We start from the raw sequence: 20,987 nt of genomic DNA on the forward strand, positions 1-20,987 counted from the left end.
ACGAGGACTTGCAACGAAAAGCCTGACCAGTAGCTTGCGGAGGGGAACGCCCAAGTTAAAAATTTTGAACAAACTTTCATTTTTTTTTGAAAGTTTAAAAACTTTTACATATCTTTGTTTCATGGATTTTAAAGAAGCAAAAAATAAATTTGTTCAAACCTGGGGAGCTTTAGGTTCGCAATGGGGAATTAACAAGACCATGGCTCAGATTCATGCGTTGTTGATGGTTTCGCACGAACCGATTTCGATGGAAGATATTATGGAGGAATTGCAGATTTCTCGCGGAAATGCTTCGATGAATTTACGGGCGTTGATGGATTGGGGAATTGTGTATAAAGAATACAAAGCCGGCGAACGCAAGGAGTTTTTTACTGCCGAAAAAGATTTGGATGAATTGGCCGTAAAAATTTCGAGAGAACGCAGCAAACGTGAAATTAAGCCAGCTTTGAAAGTGTTGAAAGAAGTTTCAGCCATTGAATCAGACGGAACAGCAGCCGAAAAACACTTTGTAGATCAAACGTCTAAATTGTATGATTTTGTGTTGAAAGCCGATAATGTTTTGGATAAAATGACTGAATACAAAGACAATTGGTTGGCGAAATTGGTGGTGAAAATAATGAGGTAAATTTTTTTAATAATAACTTTCATTTTTTTCTGAAAGTTTAAAATAATAGATAAGATGAAATATTTAAAAATTTTGAATACGGTAGCGATTGGAATACCAATAGTTTTAGCTTTTTTGGGAATTTTTGATGAAGGAATGTTGATGTATGCTTTTGTCTCAACAATGGCAACCGGATTTATTCAGGTGATTTTAGGGTTGGTTCTTTTGATAAAAAATCCGAAAAATTGGTACTTCATTAGTTATATAACTATTGTTATACTATTCTTTGGACTTTGGTATTACAATGTTACTATTTACTATTCTGATTATTTGACATTCTGTTTATTCCCAATTCCTTTGCTATTAGCAATTTATCTATCCATTTTAATCTATAAAAGGAAAAAACTATGAACCTCAACATCCTCTCCTACTCCATTTATCTAACCATCACCGCTATTATCATTTTTGTGGTAGGTCAAATTTTGTACAAAAACGGAAATGTGTTTGTTTCACAATTGGTTCCTAATCATGAAGAGTTGTGCAAAAAAGTGAATAAAAATTTACTGTTAGGTTATTATTTATTGAACCTTGGCTACTGTGCGATTACGATTTTGAGTTGGGAGAAAATTGAAAGCATAAATCAACTCATCGGAATTATCGCTTATAAAACATCAATCATCCTTTTTATTATTGGAATTCTGCATTACCTCAACATTTTTATGATTACCAACTACCTTAAAAAATTAATCAATTAATCTTTATATTATGGAAACTACAAAAACAATTCTCGCCTATGCAATTTATCTTCCGGTAACGATTGCCTTGACTATTTATGTTTCAAAAACATTATTTAAAAACAGTTTAATTTATATGACCGATATTTTTAAAGGTCGAGAAGAAATTGCCAAAGCTACCAACAAATTATTTGAAACGGGATTCTATTTGCTCAACATCGGATTTGCTTTAAAAATTATGGAAATAAGTTTATATAACAATTCGTATCAAGTGATGATTGAAGAATTGAGCAGCAAAATTGGTGGATTTTCTATTTATTTAGGAATTATGCTCTTCCTCAATTTGTATTTATTTTTTAGAGGAAAAAGAAAAGCGAGTCAGCCACAAGTGGAGGAACGAATTGTATTTAGAGGTTAGACTAATAAACCTGACAGGTTTTTGAAACCTGTCAGGTGTAAACCAAAATCAACCACCACAAAATCGGTACACTTTCTACCCAAAAAGAAGTGTAATACTTATCTCTTTTTAAGGTAGTAAATCCGATAAAAAGTGCCGTTATAATGGCTATTATAAAAGTTGCTATTTCAATTTTTTCTTTTAAAAACTCCAATAAAACAAACGGCAACAAAAGAACAATTCCGAACAGTTTAGTTTTAAAAATTCCAAATCGTTGCGGAAGGGTTTTCATTGAATCATCATCAGTTTGACTATCTAAAATTTCAAACGGAATCATTAAACTGATTACAATTAAAAACCTCTGTAGCAAAATGATTTTTTCATTGTTAGTTGGAAAAACTTGTTGTAAAGTAGGAGCATAAACTGTAATTGCTGTAACACAAAAGCTGACTAAAAACAACTTCCAAAAACCAAATTTTCGCAAAAAGGGATAAAGTGCAACCCATAATCCTATTTTGATTAAAAAGATTTGAGTTTCACTATTCAATTGCAGAAAAAAGAATATTACAGCAATAATAGAAAGAAAAGTCAATCCTATTACATAACGATTTTTTTTGAAATCGTACTTTCCTTTTTGAAAGGCTTCAAAATATTTTAAAAAATTATAGCCTACAATTGTTCCGAAAAAAATAATGCATTCAAGATTTTTATTTCTTGTAAGTTCAAGCGAAACTTCAGTCACATGGAGCAATGCAAAAATAGCAAATGCAACATGCAAAGAGGATTGAATATAGAAATCGAATATGTTTTTAAAAAATTTCAAAAATGAGATACTTATTTTTCTGCAAGAAACAGCTTTTTACTGAAAATGCCATAAAAAAAGGAGCTTGCCTAAACAAACTCCTTTTCTATTTTAAAATTCTAATGACTTAACGTTTCACAATTTTCTTAGTTTCTGATTTTCCATCAGAATTCAATTGTAACAAATAAATGCCGCTTTGCAAATCGCTTATGTTGATTTGTTGATTTTCGATACTTCCTGATTTGATGACTTTTCCATCAATGGTAATCAATTGATAAAACATTTCACCTTGTTGATGCATTACATTTAAGACCTCGTTTGCAGGATTTGGATAAACGATAAATCTTGAATTGTTTTGTTCAACAACTCCTAATGGCATTTCCACACCTTTAGCACTAAAATTATTAAACGTAACTCGATTACCATTATCAACGGTCATATTACTACCATAAAAGCGAATTCTAACTTTGAAATTAGCATTGTTGTTCGCTCCTACAATTCCGGAAAAATCGGTTTCAAACAATTGATAAGCCGTAGTTAACGGAAGATTTGAATTAGTCAAACCCGTAGTTATCCATGAAGTTCCATCGATAGAATAATCAAGTAACATTCCTTCTGCAGCACTTTCATCTTTCGCTGCAAAACCAAATACAATATCTTTATATCCAACGGTTGAAAAACTAAAAATTAATGCATTTTCATTTCCTTCATTTTGAAATGGTTGCTTGATTTGTAAACCTCGCATGTTTGATGATGCAAAAGGAAGATTATTGTTTGCCTCCGGAATATAATTGATATCGGTTGGACTGTTTCTTCTTTCCATTGAAGCTTTTCTCCAATTTGGATTTGAACTATCAAATGGATAGCCCACCAAACAAGATTGATAATTTAAAACACCATCATTTTGAATTTCAAAACTTGAATTTATGAATGTAAGTGGTGTATCATTAGCAATACTGCTATCCATCATCCAAAAATAAATAGGTTCTTCAGTAGCCGGTTGTTGTGAAGGAACAAAATTTGCCGTCACTGAAAAATTTCCTGTTGGAATATAAGTAATTTGTGCCTCAATACTTGATACATCTCCACTCCAATGGCTAAACACATAACCTTCTAATGCAATAGCCGTTAACGTTACCGGAATGTTATGGAAATAAATACCAGTCCATGGATAAGGATTTGCTGAAACTCCGGGAGTCTCTGAGGTAATATTTATAGTGTTTATTTTTACATATCCATTTGTATCATCATTTACGTTTAATGTTGCGTTAACATTTGATGAAATTCCAAACTTGGTACGAATGTGGTCGCGTTGAAAAGGAGCTCTTTGGTTAGCAAAGTTTTCCATTTCACTAACATAAAAATTCCAATCATCCATGTTGTCAATTGACTGCCATCTAGATATATGTCTTTGCATTTCAGGTTCAATAACAGACTTCATTTGATTAGACATTGCCACAATTCTTTGTGGTAAAAATGTCGTATTCATCATATCAGCAAAACGATTGATAAAATCAGTTTTGAAAGTTGAATTTTCCAATAACTTTCTTAACAAAAGGGTTGACCAAGCCGGATTCGGAAATTCTGGACCGTCTTCTTCCGTTGCAAATGCCAACATATCAAAACCAATATTTTCATAATAATAACCAAAAGCACCGTCAACGTCAAACAATAACCATCTCCATCGTCCATCTTGACCATAAGGAGCATTGGGTTCATAGGTTGCTGTTTTTTTTCTAAAATAGCTGACATTATTTCCAGGCCAATCTTGATTAGCCAAATACATTTCAGCTACATTATAATCGATAAAGTTATCGGTATCCATTTGCGTTTTGATATAATTGTAATTAGCTTCGTTTGCAAGTGAATTATTTGACACAAATGAAATCATATTATTGTAATGATCACTATCACCTTCTTGAATCTCTGCTTCATCTTCCAAAATATCAATTTCCAATTCTCCAATTCCATAAACTCTTTCAAAATAATGTTTATCAAAACGTTCTCTTATGTTTAAAATTCCCCAATACTCACCATTTAAAAAAGTAACAGTCGGTTGATAATCTTGAATATTAAATCGCATGTGCTTTACAATTTGTTGAGCTAAAGCATCTCTATACATTGTTCGATAAAAATCATTCCCTGAATTTCTTAGTATCAAACGTTTAAAGCTAGTATAACTATTACCTGCAAAAAACGGATAATTGAAAGTACTTACTCCATATTCAGATCGAGCATACAAGCGAATTGATTTTGATTCAAAAGTTCTGGTGAAATTTCCATGAAGTCTGAAACCAACATTTTGGTTTATAACTTGATTTCCATTCACAAAATAACTTAAATTACCTATTTGTTCTGTGTCATCACCTCTTCTACTATAATTGGCTGTATATAAAAAATCTTCTTCAATTGGCATAGTTGGATTTTCCGCTCTCCAATCATCAAAATCTTTTCCGGCAACATAAATTCCATTATTGTATTCAAAAAACTTATTTTCTGACAAACTAATTGAAACTACAGGAGTTGAAAAAGTATTTACTCCATTTGGAAAAACAAAATACGTTTGACTAACAATCGGACTCATTAAAGCTCCGGCTTTATAGGCTCTAGCTCTAACAACAGTTCCTTTCAAAACAGGAAAACTAGGGATATAAGTTGGATTATTGCTGTTAGTTGTAGAAATCTTAGCCAAGTCATTCGGTTGATTCGTTCTATCTGCAATAACTATTGGAGCAGTATAACTATTCGATTGGAAATTATTTTGTAAAAATGGTCCATCCGTTTGTCCGGGAATTTGAACATATTGATTTTTATAATTGTATGTTGTTCCGCTTACATTTATATTATCCGGATCTGAACCATCGAGTGTATAAACAATAGTTACAAGTGGATCTGGATGGCTAATTGATAAATTAAAACTTTGTGTAAAAAAACCACCATTAACTGAAAAAGTAGGTTGAGATAATATTTCATTATATCCTGTTTCAGTATTATTGGTAGCTCCCGGTGTAGGAATAGGAAAGTAAACCAAGGTTGAAGATCCATCTGTTTGTCTTCCATACGTGTAATTCTGAGGGATAATTATAGCAGGATAACTATCTTGTACCTCTCCATTTGGTTTGGTCAATGTTATCACTTCGCCACCGGAACTAATTTTGAAATTAGTATGTAAATCAAAATTAATATCTGTTCTATTCTTATCAGAACACCAAATTAGCAAATGTTGACCCGGTTCAATCCAATATTCAGGAAAAACCCACTTAAAAGGAACATTTACATCATCGCTTAATCCGTAACCTTCAAGATTGAAAGCTTCTGAACCGGTGTAATATAGTTCTACCCAATCTTCATAACTACCATCATCATCTGTGATAACACTAGAATTAGAAGTAATAATTTCATTTATGTAAAGACTTTGTGCTAGTGACCCTTCAAAATAAAGTAAAAATAAAAGGACAAAAATTATTTTTTTCATTATTAAAATTTTATTTACGGAACGAAATTATATAAGAATTCAAACCAAATTAACATTTATATAGTAAAATCGTTATAAAGCATTTTTTAAACGTCAAAAAATAATAAATAAAAGATTTTTCTTACTAATTAAGACAAACTCTTTTGTCAATTTGTTGATAAATTAAACTTTTAGTTGAAAAATTCTAAAAATATTAGTCCTTGTTTAACGAAAAATTACAATACTAATAATTACATTTGTTAGCTAAAATTGAACTTGTTTCAGTTTCAATAACAACACCTATTTACCTCAAGAAATTACATGAAAACAGATGCATTTGCTTTACGCCATTTAGGTCCACGTGAGAGCGACTTAAATTACATGTTTAAAACCATTGGCGTTGAAAATTTTGAACAACTCATCTATGAAACTATTCCGGATGATATTCGTTTAAAAAAAGACTTGGATTTAGAACCGGCTCTAACTGAATATGAATATTTGAATCACATTCAGGAATTAGGCAAAAAAAATAAAGTATTCAAAACTTACATCGGACTAGGTTACCACCCTACCATTGTTCCTGCAGTTATTCAACGAAATATTTTTGAAAATCCAGGATGGTACACGGCTTACACTCCTTATCAGGCTGAAATTGCCCAAGGACGTTTGGAAGCTATTTTAAATTTCCAAACCACTGTTATTGAGTTAACTGGAATGGAAATTGCCAATGCGTCTTTGCTTGACGAAGGAACGGCTGCCGCAGAGGCGATGGCTCTTCTTTTAGATGTTAGAACCCGTGACCAAAAGAAAAACAACGTAAATAAATTCTTCGTTTCAGAAGAAATTTTACCTCAAACACTCTCGGTTCTTCAAACAAGAGCCACTCCGTTAAAAATTGAATTAGTAGTTGGAAACCACGAAACATTCGATTTTTCAACCGAATTTTTTGGTGCTATTCTTCAATATCCAGGAAAATTTGGTCAAGTAAATGACTATTCGGCTTATATCGCAAAAGCAGCTGAAAAAGAAATTAAAGTTGCCGTTGCTGCCGATATTTTATCGTTAGCCAAATTAACTCCACCAGGAGAAATGGGAGCTTCTGTTGTAGTGGGAACCACGCAACGTTTCGGAATTCCGATGGGTTATGGAGGGCCACATGCTGCTTTCTTTGCCACTAAAGAAGAATACAAACGCTCAATGCCGGGAAGAATTATCGGGGTTTCCATTGATGTTAATGGAAACAGAGCTTTACGTATGGCTTTGGGTACACGTGAACAACACATCAAACGTGAAAAAGCGACATCCAATATTTGTACAGCTCAAGTATTATTAGCCGTTATGGCCGGAATGTATGCGGTATATCACGGTCCAAAAGGCTTAAAATATATTGCTAATAAAGTGCACGCCTCAGCTGTAACTTTAGCAGATGCCTTAAACAAATTAGGCGTTTATCAAATTAATACTTCATTCTTTGATACCATTTTGGTAAAAGCAAATGCTCAAAAAGTAAAAGCCATTGCCGAAAAAAATGAAGTAAATTTCTTCTATGTAGATGCCGAAACCATTTCAATTTCGTTAAACGAGACCACTTCAATCAAAGATATCAACCAAATCATCTCCATTTTTGCGGAAGCAGTTGGTAAAGAAAATGTGCCAATTAGTCAATTAGCCAATGAATCAATGGTACCTGAAAACTTAGTAAGAAAATCTACATTCTTGCAGCACGACGTTTTCAACAACCATCATTCAGAATCGCAATTAATGCGGTATATAAAAAAATTAGAACGCAAAGATTTATCGTTAAATCACTCCATGATTTCATTAGGTTCTTGTACCATGAAATTAAACGCTGCTGCCGAAATGTTGCCTTTATCTATGGCCAATTGGAACAGCATTCACCCTTTTGCTCCTATAGAACAAGCCGAAGGTTATCAAATTATGCTTAAAAAATTAGAGCAGCAATTGAATGTGGTAACCGGTTTTCAAGGTACAACTTTACAACCCAATTCAGGTGCTCAAGGAGAATATGCCGGTTTGATGGCCATTAGAGCTTATCATCTTTCCAGAGGCGATAATCACAGAAATGTATGTTTGATTCCGGCTTCGGCACACGGAACCAATCCGGCCTCGGCTGCCATGGCTGGTATGGAAATTATCGTAACCAAAACGATGGATAATGGAAATATTGATGTAGAAGATTTAAGAGCGAAAGCCATTCAACACGCAGCAAATTTATCTTGTTTGATGGTAACTTATCCTTCCACACATGGTGTTTTTGAAAGTGCGATTTGCGAAATCACCAAAATTATTCACGATAATGGCGGTTTGGTATATATGGATGGAGCCAACATGAATGCACAGGTAGGTTTAACCAATCCCGCCACAATTGGTGCGGATGTTTGCCACTTGAATCTACATAAAACCTTTGCTATTCCTCACGGTGGTGGTGGACCTGGAGTTGGTCCTATTTGTGTAAACGAAAAACTCGTACCCTTTTTACCTACCAATCCTATCATTCCAACCGGAGGAAGTCAAGCGATAACGGCTATTTCATCAGCTCCGTTTGGTTCTGCTTTAGTTTGTTTGATTTCGTATGGCTACATCACGATGTTGGGTGCCGAAGGCTTAAAAAATGCTACGCAATATGCCATATTGAATGCCAACTATATGAAAGCTCGTTTGGAAGCCCACTATCCGATTTTATATTCTGGAGAAATGGGAAGAGCAGCTCACGAAATGATTTTAGATTGCAGAGCATTTGAAGAAAAAGGTATCAAAGTAACCGATATTGCCAAACGTTTGATGGATTATGGTTTCCATGCTCCAACGGTTTCCTTCCCTGTTGCCGGAACGTTGATGGTAGAACCCACAGAATCAGAAGATTTAGCTGAGTTAGATCGTTTTTGTGATGCCTTGATTTCAATTCGTAAAGAAATTGAAACTTCTACAAAAGACGACGCCAACAATATTTTGAGAAATGCTCCACACACGTTGGCAATGGTTACAAACAACGATTGGGTTTTTCCATACACTAGAGAACAAGCTGCTTATCCATTAGAATATATTGCTGAAAATAAATTCTGGCCTAGTGTTCGTCGTGTTGATGAAGCATATGGCGATAGAAATTTAGTATGTAGCTGTGCTCCGATTGAAGCATATATGTAAAAAAAGTGATTAGTCCTAAGTGATTAGTCCTAAGTAAATAGTTTAAGGTTTCAAATTAATTTTGAAACCTTTTTCTTTTCATAAATTTGATATAAATCTAATTATTAGAATTTCATTCATGTAACTTTGTATTCCAATCATAGTCAGAAATGAAAGACATCCTAACCCAAGATGATTTATATCTTCTCGTAGATGAATTCTACAAAAAACTCTTATCCGACCCAAAAATCAGTTACATTTTTACCGATGTGGTCAAAATTAAGTTAGAGGAACATTTGCCCATTTTAGTTACGTTTTGGTCGCAAGCCATTTTAGGTACAGGTGGTTACACCAACAACCTGACACAGATTCATTTGGATGTAAATGAAAGAGAATTTTTATCACCGGAATTATTTCAAATTTGGTTGACCCATTTTAACAATTCGGTTGATGAAAATTTTAAAGGCGAAAAGGCTGAGAAAATTAAAACCCAAGCACTCAGTATAGCTACGATTATGCAAATAAAGATTTCTCAGAAAAAGAATGAATAATTACGACTTGTTAAATTTTATACCTAAAACATCAACTTATTCGCAATTCTTCTACCTAACTTAATATACTTATACTTATTACCGTTTATTATTGATAATTTAGTCGATTATATTTTAAATGATTATGAATATCAAAATAACCGGTTCCGGAAGTTACATTCCAACCGAAATAGTAACCAACATTGATTTTGCTAAACACGTTTTTCTAAACGATGATGGAACTCCCTTTCCGCAACCCAACGAGGTAATTGCCGAAAAATTTCGTGACATTACCGGTATTGAAGAAAGACGTTATGTGACGGATGATTTAAACACTTCTGACATTGCCACCATTGCTGCCAAAAAAGCTATTGAAGACGCTAAAATCGATCCTGAAACATTGGATTATATCATTTTTGCTCACAATTTTGGCAATGTGAAAAAAGGAGCTATTCAAACTGATATTTTACCGAGTTTAGCCACTCGAGTTAAATTTGATTTACGTATCAAAAACCCGAAATGTGTGGCCTATGATATGCTTTTTGGATGCCCTGGTTGGGTGGAAGGAGTCATTCAAGCTCAAGCATTCATTAAAGCCGGAATGGCTAAAAAATGTTTGGTGATTGGTGCCGAAACCTTATCTCGCGTAGTAGATATGCACGACCGAGACTCTATGATTTACTCGGATGGTGCCGGTGCAACAATTATAGAAGCAACCGAAGACGAAGGCGGTATTTTAGCCCACGAAACAGCCTCATTTACCTATGATGAAGCGTATTATTTATTTTTTGGTGATTCCTTTAATAAAACACACGATCCAGATGTTCGATACATCAAAATGCATGGCCGAAAAATCTATGAATTTGCGTTGAGCCAAGTTCCAAAAGCCATGGTTTCTTGCCTTGAAAAAAGTGGAATTCCCATTCGAGAAGTTAAAAAAGTTTTGATTCATCAAGCTAATGAAAAAATGGACGAGGCTATCATTCAACGCTTTTATAAACATTATAAGCAAACCCCACCCGAAGGTATTATGCCCATGAGTATTCACAAACTGGGCAATTCGAGTGTAGCAACTGTTCCAACTTTATATGATTCCATTCTTAAAGGAAAGGTTGAAAACCAAGAATTGCATAAAGGTGATGTTATAATTTTTGCTTCGGTTGGTGCGGGAATGAATATAAATGCAATTGTGTATAGAATGTAATTTTTAGGAGCTAATCCTGCTTTCCGTTTCAAGTCCTCACTCAAAAAATGGTTTTTTTAATGTGGTTTTCAAGAGCTCTCAAGGTCGCTTTGCCTCCCACAAAAAAACTCATTTTTTGAGTTCCGGGCTTTCCACTCCAATCAGGGCTACCACGTGCCAACATCAAATTATTTAGTACATTTGTGTCACGAAAACCAAACCATGTACGAAAAAACATTTCCCAATAAACGATTTAAAATCTCACTAGAGTTTTTAGAAAAACACCTTTCTAAATCGGAAACCATTCTAGATTTAGGGGTTGAAAATCCGTTTTCCAAAATCATGATTAAAAATGGATATACTGTTAAAAATACGAATGGAGAAGATTTAGACATCGACCAATCCGCCTTGCAAAATGAAAATTATACTACAGTAACGGCTTTTGAAATATTCGAACATTTACTAAATCCATTCACCGTTTTACAAAACGTAAAATCAGATAAAATTTTCATTTCCATTCCATTACGACTCTGGTTTTCCCCAGCTTACAGAAGTAAAACCGATATGTGGGACCGGCATTACCACGAATTTGAAGACTGGCAGTTGGATTGGTTATTAGAAAAAAACGGCTTTACCATTATAGATCGCGTAAAATTTACGCATCCTACAAAAAAATTAGGTTTCAGACCTTTATTGCGGTATTTTATCAATCGGTATTATTTGGTTTACGCAGAAAGAAAATAGAGAAAAGAGAAAAGAATATAGACTTTGTCTAATGAAATATTACATCATCATTCCAACTTTTAACGAAGAAAAATTTATTTCACTAACCTTACAATCGCTAGTAGAACAAACAGTTCTGCCTTCTAAAGTGGTGGTGGTAAATGATGGCTCAACCGATAAAACAAGAGAAATTGTACAATCATTCGTTGAAAAATATACATTTATTTCTTTGGTTAACAAAACGTCTGAAGCCATTCATCTTCCCGGAAGCAAAGTGATTCAAGCATTCAACAAAGGATTAGAAACAATTGATGACCACTTTGATTTTATCGTAAAAGCCGATGCCGATTTGATTTTTCCTCCAAATTATTTTGAAAAGATCAGCAACCATTTTCAATCGGATAACCGAGTTGGAATGGCGGGTGGATTTTGTTACATCGAAAAAAACGGCGAATGGGTTCTTGAAAACTTAACCGATAAAGATCATATTCGTGGAGCAATAAAAGCCTATCGAAAAGAGACTTTCAAACAAATTGGTGGATTAAAACCCGAAATGGGCTGGGATACCGTGGACGAATTACTTTGTAAATTTTACCAATGGAAAGTGGTAACCAATGAAACATTACAGGTAAAACACCTCAAACCTACCGGAGCCAATTACAATCAAGCTGCTCGATTCAAACAAGGTGAAGCATTTTACCGTTTGGGTTATGGTTTTTGGATTACGGCAATTGCCTCTTTGAAATTGGCACTACTCAAGAAAAAACCTTTCTTGTTTTTTGATTATTTAAAAGGGTTTTGGAAAGCCAAAAGATCCAAAAAACCACTTTTGGTGACAGCTGAACAAGCAAAATTCATTCGAAATTATCGTTGGGAGAAAATGAAAGGAAAATTGTTTTCCTCTTAAAACCAAGTATATTTAATCAAACAAAACCGAATCTTTTTCCTATTTTTGCTACATGTTAAAAATGCTTACTCACATTGGAAAATATTTCCTGATGCTCAAAGAAGTCTTCAACAAACCCCTAAAATGGAGTGCGATGAAGAATTTAATTTTTAAAGAAATTGATGATTTAATCATTGGTTCTTTGGGAATTGTAGCGTTTATTTCCTTCTTTGTTGGCGGTGTGGTTTCCATTCAAACAGCTTTAAACCTTACGAATCCTTTAATCCCAAAATACCTTATTGGTTTTGCTACACGACAATCGGTGATTTTAGAATTTGCCCCTACTTTTATTTCGATTATTATGGCTGGTAAAATGGGTTCATTCATTACCTCCAGCATTGGCACCATGCGAGTCACGGAACAAATTGACGCATTGGAAGTGATGGGAGTAAATTCATTGAATTATTTAGTTTTTCCAAAAATAATTGCACTTCTCCTCTATCCTTTTGTTATCGGAATCAGTATGTTTCTTGGTGTTTTAGGAGGATGGATGGCCGGAGTTTATGGTGGATTTACTTCAAGTGATGAATTTATCATGGGATTGCAGACAGAGTTTATTCCATTTCATATTACGTATGCTTTTATAAAAACATTTGTGTTTGCCATCATTTTAGCAACTATTCCGTCCTATCATGGTTATTATATGAAAGGTGGTGCTTTAGAAGTTGGTAAAGCCAGTACCGTTTCATTTGTGTGGTGTTCTGTTGCCATCATTTTAGCTAATTATATTCTAACCCAATTATTATTGAGCAAATGATAGAAATCAAAAACATAGAAAAGTCATTTGGCGACTCGAAAGTTTTAAAAGGTATTTCTACCATTTTTGAGACCGGTAAAACCAATTTAATTATAGGTCAATCCGGTTCTGGTAAAACGGTTTTATTGAAATCACTTTTAGGAATTCACACCCCAGAGATAGGCACTATTTCTTTTGACGGAAGAATATATTCCGAATTAAATGCAGACGAAAAGAGAGCTTTACGTACTGAAATTGGAATGGTTTTTCAAGGAAGTGCATTGTTTGACAGTATGACGGTTGAGGAAAATGTGGGCTTCCCATTAAAAATGTTTACCAATCAATCTCCTAAAGAAATTCAAGAACGAGTTGATTTTGTGTTGAACAGAGTAAATTTGGTGAATGCTCATACCAAAAAACCTTCAGAAATTTCAGGAGGTATGCAAAAAAGGGTTGCTATTGCCAGAGCAATCGTGAACAATCCAAAATATTTATTTTGTGATGAGCCCAACTCGGGTTTAGATCCAAAAACAGCCATCGTAATTGACAACCTAATTCATGAAATTACCGTAGAATACAATATTACAACTGTAATTAATACACATGATATGAATTCTGTTATGGAAATTGGCGAAAAAATCATTTTTCTAAAGGAAGGAATTTTAGCTTGGGAAGGTTCTAAAAAAGACATTTTCAAAACCGACAACGAAGCAATTGTTGACTTTGTCTATTCTTCCAATCTTTTCAAAAAAATCAGAAAAGCACAGAATAAAGAAATATAAGTTTATCTTTCATGTGTGAGATACACCCATCCTGTTTTGGCATTACCATCCGGAAATTCAATGTAGTAGTAATAGGTTGCACTAGGAAGTATATTCCCATTAAAGTCTTGTCCTTTCCATTGATCAACATAATCTGCTAGCTCATAAACTGTTCTTCCGTATCGATTATAAATTTTAACTTTTCTAATCTCGCCAAAACCGGATAAATCAAATGCGTCATTTGAACCATCATTATTAGAAGATACTCCTCTTGGAATTATACAAATGGTTTGCGGAACAAAAATAGATTGTGTTACAGAACACCCTTCTTCTGTAGTTACTGTTAAGTAATATAGTCCTCTTTCGCCATTGGTTATATCAATTGAACTTTCTGAACTTGAAAAACCATTGGGTCCACTCCATTCAAAATTTACATCTGATGAAACAAATGAATTTTGAACTATTGACATTGATACAATCATCCGCTCATTTAAACATTCTCTATTTAAACTAAATTGAGGTAGACTACTAATATTGATATCGACACTTACCATTGGAGATGAACATTCTTGAGTTGTAATTGTTAATGAATAAGTACCTCCATTACTAGGTTGCAAATTTTGAATAATTGGATTTTGCTCGTTTGAACTAAATCCATTAGGACCAACCCAATTGTATGTTCCGTTTGTAATTGTTGAAGCAAAAAGTTGCAGTTCACCGGTTTCACAAACGATTGGACTTGCTTGAATAATTGGAGCCTGAGGAACTTCAAACAATTGAATTTCTACTTGTGTTTCTGAAAATGTATCACAACCTCCCTCTACCCTATAATTAAATTGATAAATACCGGATGGCAGGTTCGTAGTATTCCATAAATTTTCACTTAAAGTACCGCTAGTTGTGATTTCAGACCAATCCCCGTTTACAGAAAAATCGCCCGTTAAAAAGGAAAATAAATCTAGAACATTTTGACTTCCACAAAACGATTGATTAACTCCAATTCCCGCTTGAGGATTCAAAATATCTTGACTTAATTCATAGGTTAATTCAAAATTTATACAACTAGAAGGATTTGAAGGATTGGTAATTTCAACATGATAAATTCCATTATCAACAGCCGGGTTAAATCCGGACAATTCTAAAGTATTATTTGTACTGAGGATTGCCGAAGGATTATCACTTCTCCACCATCTGTAATTTAAAAATGGAAAATTAGGTGTTGACAAAATTGCGGTTTGATTGAAACATAAATTAAACGCTGTAATGGTAAAAGTAAATGGATTAAAAATCTCAAATTCAGCATTTCTTATGTTACCGCACGTATCTTGAACTTGAAAAAGATAAGTTCCGGTTTGCAATCCAACAAATAAATTGGAGAACTGATTATCAACAAAAAAGGGTTGACCGTTTCTTTGTATAATTCTATATTGAAGAGGTGCTACACCAGAAGCATCAACAATTACATCACTCAATCCGTTTTGACAAGAAAAACTAAACACTTGATTAATTCTAGGCAGACCATCTATTTCGAACTCAAAAAGATTATCAACACAATATTGAGCCGTACTGCCATTACTCACAATTTGATACCTTTTCATAACCCTGAATAAACCAGAATATGCTAAATTAAGATTGTTTGTATTGTTAGATAAAACAACAGCATTTGTGTTATTGAATGGTGTACCTTCAACATAGGGTAAACCCGTTCCCGGATGACCCCAACTATTCAAAGCGGGATAATATTTTTGTAGCCAATAATTAGGTGCTCCAAAATTATTACTGGTGTGCATCAATTCTAAATTAAAAGAACCACAGTTTTCATCTAAATTAAATTCTGTATTAGAAAAATATCCTTGAATTGTTACGACCGTTACATTGAGATTTCCACAAGTATCAATGGATTGAATAGAATAATTTCCCGTAGGAAGACCTGTTAAAATTAAATCTCCGTTGTTATTGATATTAGAAGAAACATCATAAGGTATTGGAAAAGGAAAACCCGGTGGTGCTGCAATAATGAATACATTTTCAAAGCCATTTGCTCCATTCAAATTGAGAGAACCGTTTCCAATTCCACAACCTTCCATCACAAAAATAATTGGAGATTGAGCATTTGATGGATTAACAATTATTGTTAATTCGTATGGCTCATTACATTCATTCACTCCAACTACAACATAACTACCTGCTGATAGCGGACCGGTAATGGGATAACCTCCCGAACCAATTGGCAAATCATAAGGTATTGGATTTGTTGTATAAGTATCAGGTGCACTTATTATTGTGGCATTTAAAGCAAATGTAATTTGATAGTTGGCTAAATTACATGTTTCATCAATTAATTCTGAATAAGCATCAAATTCTGGAACAGCGATAATTCCATTTCCTGAAATTGAAAATCCACAACTATCAGTAATTGAGTAGGTGTAATTATACACCTCATCATTAACTAAAGTATAGGTTTGCGTTACAATTGAACTATTTGTAAATCCCGTGGTAAAAACCTGATCAAAAACAACCGGACTAGCATTGGGAGGAAAAATGGTGAATTGAATCGTTAAAGGATATACAATTGTACCTGATTCATATTGAATATTTTGATAAAAAACAACAGTATCACAACTGGATAATACTTGGTTTGTCTTCACTTGCATGTCTAAATCATTGGGTAAGTTGACAGCAATTAAGGTGTAAGTTTGCACAACTGCATCACCACATATATCATAAACTCTAAACACATATTCTCCTGATACTAATCCTGAAAAAACATTTGAAGATTGAGGAGGAAAAATAATTGGTCCTGAAATAATTTCATAGGAAACAGCGGTTCCGGTTAAAATATTTACAGTTATGCTGCTACCTGAATTACATGAACCATTCTGATTTGTCAGCTGAAAACTAAGCGGTTGTATTTGATTTAAAATAGTAACATTGGCTTGTTGTGTATTGGTTTGATCATTTAAAACCTGAGTAGCAATTACTAGATAGTCTCCTGCATTTAAACCCGAAACTATCGAAGTGGTTACAGTAACTAGCGGTACCGTTGTATTTGGTAATAAATAAACACTATATATAAAATTAGCACCATTTGTTGCACCGTTCACTTCAAAAGTTAAAGTCCCATTTCCGGTACAAGTTTGGTTAGTTGGCGTAACGACTAATGTAAAATCAGATAGTTGAGCTTGTATTGTAGTGCACCAAAACAACACGAACAAAAGAATCGATTTTGATTGGTAAAATGAAATACAAATTCTCTTCATTTATCTTATTTTTTCATAAATATAAGAAAAATTGCTGAATTATTTCTTTTTAAACAATTTTCCAATCAATTTTCTAACGTCATCTAATCGTTCTAAATTTTCAGTAAATGTGTCTAAAGCACCCGGATTTTTTAAATCTAATTTTGAATTCCCATCGATTCCAAATTGAAGAGGATATATTAAAATCACATTGTTTTTATCGAAATACTTGTTCATGTATGTTGGGATGTGCTGCATTACTGAATTGAAAGACAAATTTGATTTTCTACTCATTACTACGACAAAAGCATCATCTTTATTAACATTTCTGGAGAGAATCAAAAAATCTTCCCAATCAGAAAAAAGATTAAAATCTGCATCAACAGGATGTTTTGCATGAATATCTTTGATTAAATTCAAGGTGGTTTCACCAGCGTAAAATATAATTTTAGAACTCGTATTTTTACCTAAATTCCAAATTTTTAACAACCAAAACGGAAAACCAATTTCACGTTCAGCACGTTCCGGAATCACAACAATATATCTTTTAATGGTTGATATAGGCTGAACAGATTTATAAATATATGTGGTTGTATTACATTTATTTAGCACTCCATCCGTCAAAGGACCATATAAACTCTCAGCAGAGCCGAGTGTTTCTGTTTGTCCTAAAATTATATCCGTAATTTTTTGCTCTTTTACTACACCGTTGATGCCGTTTAACGTATTTAAATCATACCGCATCAACATATTTAATTTATTATCCGTTGCAGAAGCTACAACTGCCGCTTTATCCACAATTTTCTTTGCTTTTGATTCTATTGATAACGATGAGGAATTATGATTAATAACATTTAATGCAAATAGTCCGGTTTTATTTTTTTTTGATTTAATTGTAACGGCTAATTGAATTAATTCTTCTACCGTTTCAATATTTTTCATCGGAATTAAAATCCGCTCATCACTTTCAACAGGTTCTTCACCTTCATTTTCATCATTGTCTTCTTCCATTAATGCAATGTTATAAGCTCCTTTTTGAGCAACAAATGAGGCGATTGTACAGGTTATCAGAATCATTAAAATTGTACCATTCAAGACACTTTCGTTCAATAATCTATTTGGAAGTTTAATTTCTGATAATTTCCCTTGATTGAATGTTAATTCAGACTTATCAGCTAATTTATATTTACCATTAGCCGGAATTCCTGCCACAAAACCTTGATTACCAACTTTTGGAAAATCTCCTTTTTCCAATCCATCAAATAGAATTTCTGAATTATTCTCAGTAATTAATGTATTTCTTTTCAAATGAATTTCATTGTATTCGTTTACACTTTTATAGTCAACAATAATATTAAAACCAACCAAAACAGCTGCTAATGTTGCTGCTGCTTGTGCATTACTCAACCCAAAAATTAATCTTCTTTCATCTGAAGAAAAACCATATATTTTTTGAGTAATATATGCCGGTAAATACTTTCCTATAATTGCACAAATCGTCATTATACCTGCTACTTCAATTGTATTCGAATCCTTAATAAAGGCTTTATAATCAATTAGCATTCCCACTCCTATCAGAAAAAAAGGAATAAAAAGTGCATTTCCTACAAATTCTATCCTATTCATTAACGGAGAAGTATGCGGAATGAGTCGATTCAAAGCTAATCCGGCTAAGAAGGCACCAATAATTGCTTCAATTCCGGCTAATTCAGCGAGCGTACAACCCAAAAAAACCATCGCTAATACAAAAATGTATTGCGAAATATTATCATCAAAACGTTTAAAAAACCAACGCCCAATGATAGGAAAAATAAGCATGACTACTAATCCAAAAACCAACACCGAAACTCCTAAACGAATCCAAAACTCTTGGTTAATCTCTCCTGTTTGCATTCCGGCTATTACGGCCAAAACCAAAAGAGCAAGTGTGTCGGTTATCATTGTTCCACCAACTGTAATGTTTACAGCTCTATTTTTTGCCACACCTAATTTACTCACAAGTGGATAAGCTAATAGCGTATGTGAAGCAAACATACTGGCTAGTAAAACAGAAGTAGGCATTGAAAATTTTAGCACATAGTATCCAACAACAGTTCCTAAAATCATGGGAATTGAAAAAGTAAGCATTCCAAAAACCAAACTTTTTCGGCTATTTTTTTTGAATTCTGCTAAGTCAATTTCTAAACCCGCCAAGAACATAATATATTGTAAACCAACCGTTCCAAACAAAATAATACTCATATCGCGTGCAATCAAATTGAAGCCATTTGGTCCAATTAGTGCCCCGGCAATGATTAGTCCGATAAGATGAGGAATTCTTAATTTGTTTAAAAGAATCGGGGCAAATAGAATTATAAAGAGTAGTAATGAAAACAATAATACCGGATTTTTGAGCGGTAACGTAAAATCTATGCCTAAAAGTGGTATCATTTTAATTCAATTTACTGATGATTAACTTATCATTATTTAATTTCAGCCTAAGCCATTTCTGAATTTTTTGCTCTTGAGAAAAAATTTGATTTTGATTTACATTTGGCTTCCATTTTAAATATATCAATGGTATAGTATCTATTTCTGTAAAATTAGTTTTTAATAACTTCGAGTAAGCGACTTCAGAAACATCATTGTAATTTATTTTAATTTCTTTCGCTATTTGATCAAATGGTATTTTACTTTTTTCAGACAAATAAAGCTGTTTTTGCAATTCGATGATCTCTTTTTCTTGCTTAATTAACAATTCTTCCTTTTTGTTTAATATTTGTTGCGTAGTGAAATAAGTTGATTCTAATTTTTCCAGCATGTTTTGCGTTTCAAGATTCTCAACACTTTGTGTAATTTCAAATATAACATCAGGATAACCTTGCTTTTCAAGTTTAGCACGCCATTCTTCAACATTCTCTTTTGAAACCGACTTTCCTACAGTTGCAAAGGAAATAGTTTTTGTTTGAAAATTAATTTTCTGATTCAAAACTACAACATCTTTATCTAAATTGAAATTTGTAATAATTGAGTTCACTTTCTGTTCAAAATCGGATTTTTTATAAAGTCCGTAGAACATGTATATACTAGGTAATAAAATCAAAAAAGCTACTAAGTAAACTAATTGAGAAATTCTTTTTCTGTGAGAGGAATTTAAATATTCCTTCATTGGAAACTGAAGTGACTTTACAATAATAAAGGTTGATAAAGCAATAAATATGGTATTAATGGTAAACAAATACATTGCACCACCAAAAAAATTCCACTTATGTGTAGCAAGACCATAACCCGCTGTACAAAGTGGAGGCATTAAAGCAGTTGCAATAGCTACACCGGCAATTGTATTTATTTGTTTATTTTTTCTGCTCAATGCCACAAATAAAGCAGAACCGCCTGCAAAAGCGATAATTACATCTCTAACATCAGGAAAAGTTCTAGCAATCAATTCTTTTGTTTCTTCCTGAAACATTGGAATACTAAAAAACAAAAAGGACGTGAATAAGGCTAAAACAACCATTATCCCAAAATTCTTTACCGCTTTTCTCATCAAATCAACATCGTTGATACCTAGTGAAAGACCAATCCCTACAATCGGCCCCATTAAAGGTGAAATTAACATTGCACCAATAACCACGGCAGTAGAGCTTGTATTTAATCCTGCTGATGCTATTAAAATAGAAAAAATCAAGACCCATGCACCTTGTCCTTTAATAGAAATTCCGGAAGTCACCTCTTCAATCGTTGCTTCATGATTG

16 protein-coding genes are annotated in these 20,987 nt (G+C 33.4%); 11 read left to right on the forward strand and 5 right to left on the reverse strand.

Annotated elements, in window-relative coordinates; genetic code table 11:
* The first annotated feature begins 121 nt into the window (after window positions 1-121).
* Genes H601_RS0104250 through H601_RS0104265 form a run of 4 tightly spaced genes read left to right on the forward strand, consistent with a single transcriptional unit; the run spans window position 122 to window position 1,756 of the window.
* Complete coding sequence (locus tag H601_RS0104250) at window positions 122-625, forward strand: GbsR/MarR family transcriptional regulator (RefSeq protein ID WP_026710350.1); 504 nt, start codon at window positions 122-124, stop codon at window positions 623-625.
* 54 nt (window positions 626-679) lie between these two features.
* The gene (locus H601_RS0104255; protein ID WP_026710351.1) at window positions 680-1,015 is read left to right on the forward strand and encodes a hypothetical protein; all 336 of its coding nucleotides are present in this window, start codon (window positions 680-682) and stop codon (window positions 1,013-1,015) included.
* Window positions 1,012-1,359, forward strand: coding sequence for a hypothetical protein (locus tag H601_RS0104260; protein WP_026710352.1), 348 nt, complete (start codon window positions 1,012-1,014; stop codon window positions 1,357-1,359). The genes H601_RS0104255 and H601_RS0104260 overlap by 4 nt, the downstream gene beginning before the upstream one ends.
* Window positions 1,360-1,369: 10 nt before the next feature.
* The gene (locus H601_RS0104265) at window positions 1,370-1,756 is read left to right on the forward strand and encodes a hypothetical protein (RefSeq protein ID WP_026710353.1); all 387 of its coding nucleotides are present in this window, start codon (window positions 1,370-1,372) and stop codon (window positions 1,754-1,756) included.
* A gap of 31 nt (window positions 1,757-1,787) precedes the next feature.
* Here H601_RS0104265 and H601_RS0104270 read toward each other — a convergent pair whose 3' ends face one another.
* Both H601_RS0104270 and H601_RS16040 read right to left on the reverse strand, forming a co-directional pair.
* Entirely contained in the window at window positions 1,788-2,558 is a 771-nt protein-coding gene (locus H601_RS0104270; protein ID WP_156900341.1) for a hypothetical protein, read from the reverse strand.
* Between the two features lie 106 nt (window positions 2,559-2,664).
* Entirely contained in the window at window positions 2,665-6,012 is a 3,348-nt protein-coding gene (locus tag H601_RS16040) for a CotH kinase family protein (protein WP_051220651.1), read from the reverse strand.
* Between the two features lie 300 nt (window positions 6,013-6,312).
* Here H601_RS16040 and gcvP point away from each other — a divergent pair, with 300 nt between their 5' ends.
* The 7 genes from gcvP to H601_RS0104315 all read left to right on the forward strand — a co-directional run bounded on the left by gcvP (window position 6,313) and on the right by H601_RS0104315 (window position 14,035).
* Window positions 6,313-9,156, forward strand: a complete 2,844-nt coding sequence (gene gcvP, locus H601_RS0104280) for an aminomethyl-transferring glycine dehydrogenase (protein WP_026710355.1) — start codon at window positions 6,313-6,315, stop codon at window positions 9,154-9,156.
* Between the two features lie 149 nt (window positions 9,157-9,305).
* On the forward strand, window positions 9,306-9,686 hold the full coding sequence (locus H601_RS0104285; protein WP_026710356.1) for a group III truncated hemoglobin: 381 nt from the start codon (window positions 9,306-9,308) through the stop codon (window positions 9,684-9,686).
* A 124-nt stretch (window positions 9,687-9,810) separates the two neighbouring features.
* Window positions 9,811-10,869 (forward strand): 3-oxoacyl-ACP synthase III family protein, encoded by a 1,059-nt coding sequence (locus H601_RS0104290; protein WP_026710357.1) that lies wholly within the window; start codon window positions 9,811-9,813, stop codon window positions 10,867-10,869.
* Window positions 10,870-11,070: 201 nt separating this feature from the next.
* Window positions 11,071-11,592 (forward strand): class I SAM-dependent methyltransferase, encoded by a 522-nt coding sequence (locus H601_RS0104300; RefSeq protein WP_026710358.1) that lies wholly within the window; start codon window positions 11,071-11,073, stop codon window positions 11,590-11,592.
* Between the two features lie 31 nt (window positions 11,593-11,623).
* On the forward strand, window positions 11,624-12,478 hold the full coding sequence (locus H601_RS0104305) for a glycosyltransferase family 2 protein (protein ID WP_026710359.1): 855 nt from the start codon (window positions 11,624-11,626) through the stop codon (window positions 12,476-12,478).
* 52 nt (window positions 12,479-12,530) lie between these two features.
* A complete protein-coding gene (locus H601_RS0104310; RefSeq protein ID WP_026710360.1) occupies window positions 12,531-13,274 on the forward strand; it encodes an MlaE family ABC transporter permease in 744 nt (247 codons plus the stop codon).
* On the forward strand, window positions 13,271-14,035 hold the full coding sequence (locus H601_RS0104315) for an ABC transporter ATP-binding protein (protein WP_026710361.1): 765 nt from the start codon (window positions 13,271-13,273) through the stop codon (window positions 14,033-14,035). Before H601_RS0104310 ends, H601_RS0104315 begins: the two co-directional genes overlap by 4 nt.
* A 2-nt stretch (window positions 14,036-14,037) precedes the next feature.
* On the opposite strand, the gene H601_RS0104320 is transcribed toward H601_RS0104315, so the two are convergent.
* Genes H601_RS0104320 through H601_RS15220 form a run of 3 tightly spaced genes read right to left on the reverse strand, consistent with a single transcriptional unit; the run spans window position 14,038 to window position 20,962 of the window.
* Window positions 14,038-17,274 carry a T9SS type B sorting domain-containing protein gene (locus H601_RS0104320; protein ID WP_026710362.1) on the reverse strand — a complete coding sequence of 1,079 codons (3,237 nt, stop codon included), beginning with the start codon at window positions 17,272-17,274 and terminating at the stop codon, window positions 14,038-14,040.
* Window positions 17,275-17,313: 39 nt separating this feature from the next.
* Window positions 17,314-19,683: a cation:proton antiporter gene (locus H601_RS0104325; protein WP_026710363.1), complete on the reverse strand. Its 2,370-nt coding sequence runs from the start codon at window positions 19,681-19,683 to the stop codon at window positions 17,314-17,316.
* Between the two features lies 1 nt (window position 19,684).
* Window positions 19,685-20,962, reverse strand: a complete 1,278-nt coding sequence (locus tag H601_RS15220; RefSeq protein ID WP_169628247.1) for a DUF389 domain-containing protein — start codon at window positions 20,960-20,962, stop codon at window positions 19,685-19,687.
* Window positions 20,963-20,987 lie beyond the last annotated feature (25 nt).

Origin of the sequence: Flavobacterium filum DSM 17961 (assembly GCF_000425465.1) — a bacterium.
In the GTDB taxonomy this organism is placed as follows: domain Bacteria; phylum Bacteroidota; class Bacteroidia; order Flavobacteriales; family Flavobacteriaceae; genus Flavobacterium; species Flavobacterium filum.